Here is a 4,624-nt window from a genome sequence, read left to right as displayed (position 1 = left end):
GCGCAGAAGCGACATGTGGAAGTCGAGGTGCTTATCGTTTCCACCGAGCACAATCTCGTTTGGTCGCTGTTCAAATACCGGAAAGAAGTCTATTCGGCTTCCGGACGTCGAGCTTAGCGTAGCTGCCTCATGGTCTTGATCCCGAGAGACTGCATGACCGGGTCCCGTATCTCGATATGGGTTCGGAACCACATTAGTGTTTCGTCGAGTAGGCGATCGGCTAAAGCAGTCATGCTCTCGGCGGGTGCTGGTGGTATTCGACCGTATAACTGTCAAGTAGTTTCGAGTACGTATGCTCCAGGATACCAACCCACGATCAGACTATACGCTGGTGATTTGAACCTTCGTACGGCGAACGCCCACTTATGGCGCTAATCTTTAGCACAAAACACAGCCTCAAGCACACAACTATCTACCGATGCGTGAATCTGAATTTATGGACGGGCATGAGCTTCCACAATATGCGCGGGTACAACGAACCGCAATTGACGGCTCCCTCGGAGCGATTCGATGCCCGGCTTACAGAAAGCTTGGCCCTATAGGGCCGATCGCGATCAGCGGCTGAAATTCTGGGAACAGGCCCCCGCCGCAAGACTCGCACGTCCCGATGCCGAGCACCCCATGCCCGTATGATCGCCGCTCGTGCGGCCGCAAACAGTCCGGTGTCGGCGCTGCGCTTTCCGTTCATGGTGACGCCGCGCCCGGTAACACAACGACGTTGCCCCGGTCGAGCAACTGCCCGGCCAATCCAGCCTGCTGCCGCTGCTGCCTCCGATTATTAGGATGGTTCTTCTGGTAAGCTTCATGACGGGACTGGCTCATCGTACGGTAACTGTCTAATGAAGGCGCCCGCAATGTCTAAGGCTTCCGTAGATGACTTCAGCAAGCCGACGAAGATGCTGAAGACGTGCGGCATTCCTCGCCACACATGCAAGACGACATTCCCGCCTGCTGCATCCATGCGATCCGCGTAACGAAGACTGTCATCAAGCAGGATTTCGAAATCGCCCACATGAATCAGCGTCGGAGGCAAATTCGACAGGTCGCCGTACAGAGGAGAGGCATCGGGCGCGCGCGGATCGCAGTCTCCGAGATACATGGCGGCGATCTCCGCCAAGACGTTTCGCTTGAGCACCGGATCGACTTTAGCAAGACTTTCGATGCTGCTTCCCGTTAGCGCAAAGTCAGTCAAAGGAGACAAGACCATCGCGCCCGCGGGCCGCGGTAATGACGCGTCCCGGCTCGCTTTCGCCAGCAAAACCAGCGCAAGGCCGGCGCCCGCGGAATCGCCTGTCAGGACGATCCTGGTATGCCCAAGGTCGGCAAGCCCGCGGTAAGCCGCCATCGCATCGTTCACGGCAGCTGGGAATGACCGTTCGGGCGCCAGCCCGTAGTCGGCGACGAATGCTGGCAGCCGCGCCCGAGCGGCGATCTGCCCGACAAAATGTCGGTAAGCGCGCGCCGATCCGAGAACATAGCCTCCGCCATGGAGATACAGGATTATGCCCGTACCGATGGGATCCACTGGTAAACACCACCAGCCGGACACGCCACCGACTGTATCCGCCTCATAAGATATGCCGGACGCACCGGTCGTCCGCGCGATCATCTTGTCATAGCCTGCACGGGCTTCAGGGCCGAGCGGGCTTTCCTTCTGCAGGGGCATCAGACAACGAAACGCGAACACTGCCGCGCGATCACGCAAATGGATCTTGTCGTGCAAAATGACCGTCAAGTATGTGTCCTTTTCAAACTCTCGATTTCCGCAAAACAAGATATGATGCGGCCGGACGGCATCGCACGTCTCGGTCGTAAAAATTGCGCGTCATCTGCTTTGAGGCGAACTAGCAACAAATAACGTCAGCGGCTCTGATGGGTGAGGTTCTGCCCATCCGCTTACGGATAGGCATCGGCAAAGCGGGCTTCGTCGACGACTCATTTTCCTGATCCGAAGACTACGCCTGGGTGGAGAAAATCCGTCGACAATATGCAGCCAGCCGATCCGGACTGTCTGCGGTATCACGGAACGCGATGTGCCCATCAGGGCGTACCAAGACGACGGCCGGCTGACCCTCCAGTCCGTATGCCGCGTGTGCTTTTCCATCAAGATCGGATAGCACTGGCACGTCTCCTGCCTCGGTTAAGGAAGTGGCGAGGACGAGACGCGGCCGCACTGCACCCCAGTGGGCGACGGCCTCGATCACAGCGCGTAGCGCGGCGCCGGATTTCGCCGCTCGGCCGTCGAAACACAACAGCGCCCAGCCCGTCGTCCTTCCATCCGGATTGTACAGGAAAGAGAACAGCGAGGTCGTCTCTCCGGCGTGGGTTACCTCCGCGTCGGGGGCTCGTTCGCCCGGCTTAGGCCCGCCTTGGAGTATATGGGCCAGCCCAGAAAGATGATCCTCGTTCAGGGGGCTTTTCCGGTAGCTCACGGACAACTGCTGCAGGTCATCCGTACCTTGCAGTAGGGCGCCGATACCCGGAAACGCCTTGATGGCCTGGCCAAGTGCAGCGTCCGTGATCGACCCGCGGTAGACCGTGCGGCGAAAGCCCTTTGCCTGTTGATCATTGAGACGAGCGTGCTCTCCGCCGCGTTCGACATCATAGGAGCCTAGCACGATCGGCGCGGCCTCGCCTCGCAGCGTCATGGCGAGACGCCAAGCGATCTCCACCGCGTCGTGCAGGCCGGCGTTCATTCCTTGACCACCGATGGGCAATGACAGGTGTCCGGCGTCGCCGGCGAGGAACACACGTCCCCGCGTGTAGCCTGGCGAGACGCCGTATTGAAAGCGGCTGTGCGTAAGCCATTGTGGGTCGGTTAGCGTGAGCGTCTCGTCCCCCGTCACCTCACGGGCGACCGCCTGCATCTCGTCGAGCGTGGGGTCGCGGTCGGGCACGCCCGCGTCGTCGGCCAGGAAGAAGAGGCGGTGGTAACCGCCCCAGACCGGCATCACGCCACAGAAGCCGCGCTCGTAGTAGAAGAACCAGAGTTGGTCGGGCGTCATCGAGCGCCGCCAAGACAGCTTGGCGTCGACCTGACGGTTCATCCGACCCTCGAAGCGGTCGGGCTCGAAGTCCAAATTCGATAACGGGCGCACCGTGCTCTTGGCGCCGTCAGCGGCCACGAGGTAGCGACAGCGAAGGCTTTCCGCCGGGCCGTCGTCTCCACGCGTCAGGGTGACGTTCACGCCGCCGTCGTCCTGGGCGATGCCGACTACCTTACGGCCACGCGCCAACCGGCCACCCCGCCGTTCGAAGGTCTCGACCAAGGTCTTCTCAATCACGTCCTGGCCGCTGTAGAGAACCTGCGGAAAGGGACTTGCCACGTCATCGATATTGATGGGCGTCGTGGGCTTGCCGTTCATCGAGAAGTTGACCTGCCGGATGGGGTAGGCCTGCTCGGCGAGGGCGTCTCGCAAGCCGATGCCAGCCAGGAGCTCCTGCGGCCGCGCCCAGAGATTGTTTGCGCGCGAGTAGGCCTGCAATCCCGTGCGCTCCTCCAGGATCATGCACTCGATGCCGTGGTGGCGCAGCGCGCAGCCCGTGGTCAGGCCAACGGGACCGCCGCCGACGATGATGACGTCGGCGTCGAACGGCTCGGATTTCGTGCCTTCAGACATGAATACCTCGTGCGGGGGAAAGTGCAGGTCAGGCCGCGCAGATGCCGGGTACGGCAACCTTCCGGAACAGATGCGGGCTCGCCGACACACTCTCAGGATAATTCGATAGGCGTGCTCGGAACTCGGGATTGGCGAACGCCGCTTGGAACTGGCCTACGCTTTCCCAGACCGCGTAGTTCAGGAAGACGCTACTGCCGGCGATGCCTTGGTGCAGTTGGGTGGACAGGAAGCCGGGCTGACGCTTCATCACCTCCGCATCCGCGGTCCAGGCGGCGAGCAGAGCTTCGGCGTCTGCTGGCGGAACGATGAACGTGTTGATCAAGACGACGGATCCGCCATCGTCCTTCAACTGGTCCGCCAACGTCACCGTCTTATCCATCTCAATGAAATTGGGCATCTTAGGCTCCTTCGGTCTGTGGTTGGTTTTTCGATGCTGGGGTCTCCTTCTCGTCGAGCCGCCCCCGCATCTCGCGCATCAGCGCGCCTGCCGCCTCGAACTTCGCGGCCTGTAGTCCCGACGTCAGAACCTCCGCCCATCGTTCCTGTCGCTCGCTTGCCGCGCGATAGACCGCGTCCCCGGACTCCGTCGTCACGACCAGCATGGCGCGTCGGTGGTGTGGGTTTGGCTCAAGACGAACCAAGCCTTCAGCCCGCATTTCATCCACCAGCCGCTGCACCGCCTGCCGGGTCAGGCCCATGTTGCGCGCGATGTGAGCGACCGGGAGCGGAAGGGGCGAAAGGGCCATGGCGCCCAGCACCTGCCATCGTGCGCTCGTCAGTCCGAGGTCGCTCACCAGGCTGTCCCCGCTGGTGAGCAGGGCTCCGTTCAGGCGGAAGACTTCGATGACGAGGTTGGTCCAGGCTTGGCGAAGCCGCGTCGGATCATGAGGAATGATTGGCTCTTCGGTGCTCATGGCACCCATATGGGGTATCGACCAGGCCTGTCAAGACGACAATATGTTGTCAATCTATGGATTATGCTATGGCGCTGGCATCGGGCCTTA

5 protein-coding genes are annotated in these 4,624 nt (G+C 61.1%); all 5 read right to left on the bottom strand.

Going from position 1 to position 4,624, the window contains the following annotated elements; translation table 11 throughout:
• Positions 1–192: DUF2867 domain-containing protein (locus tag GSQ79_RS30450; protein WP_368669971.1), on the bottom strand; the 192-nt coding region annotated here is incomplete at its 3' end.
• 610 nt (positions 193–802) lie between these two features.
• Positions 803–1,735: an alpha/beta hydrolase gene (locus tag GSQ79_RS24195; protein WP_158811322.1), complete on the bottom strand. Its 933-nt coding sequence runs from the start codon at positions 1,733–1,735 to the stop codon at positions 803–805.
• Positions 1,736–1,955: 220 nt separating this feature from the next.
• Positions 1,956–3,620, bottom strand: a complete 1,665-nt coding sequence (locus GSQ79_RS24190; protein ID WP_158811321.1) for an FAD-dependent monooxygenase — start codon at positions 3,618–3,620, stop codon at positions 1,956–1,958.
• Between the two features lie 28 nt (positions 3,621–3,648).
• Positions 3,649–4,017, bottom strand: coding sequence for an antibiotic biosynthesis monooxygenase (locus GSQ79_RS24185; protein ID WP_158811320.1), 369 nt, complete (start codon positions 4,015–4,017; stop codon positions 3,649–3,651).
• Position 4,018: 1 nt separating this feature from the next.
• Entirely contained in the window at positions 4,019–4,543 is a 525-nt protein-coding gene (locus GSQ79_RS24180) for a helix-turn-helix domain-containing protein (RefSeq protein ID WP_210253204.1), read from the bottom strand.
• Positions 4,544–4,624: the final 81 nt, after the last annotated feature.

The sequence above is a fragment of the Beijerinckia sp. L45 genome (assembly GCF_009765775.1).
GTDB lineage: Bacteria > Pseudomonadota > Alphaproteobacteria > Rhizobiales > Beijerinckiaceae > RH-AL1.
The sequence above is the reverse complement of the archived record's forward strand: the minus strand, read 5'-3'. Positions and strand labels throughout refer to the sequence as shown.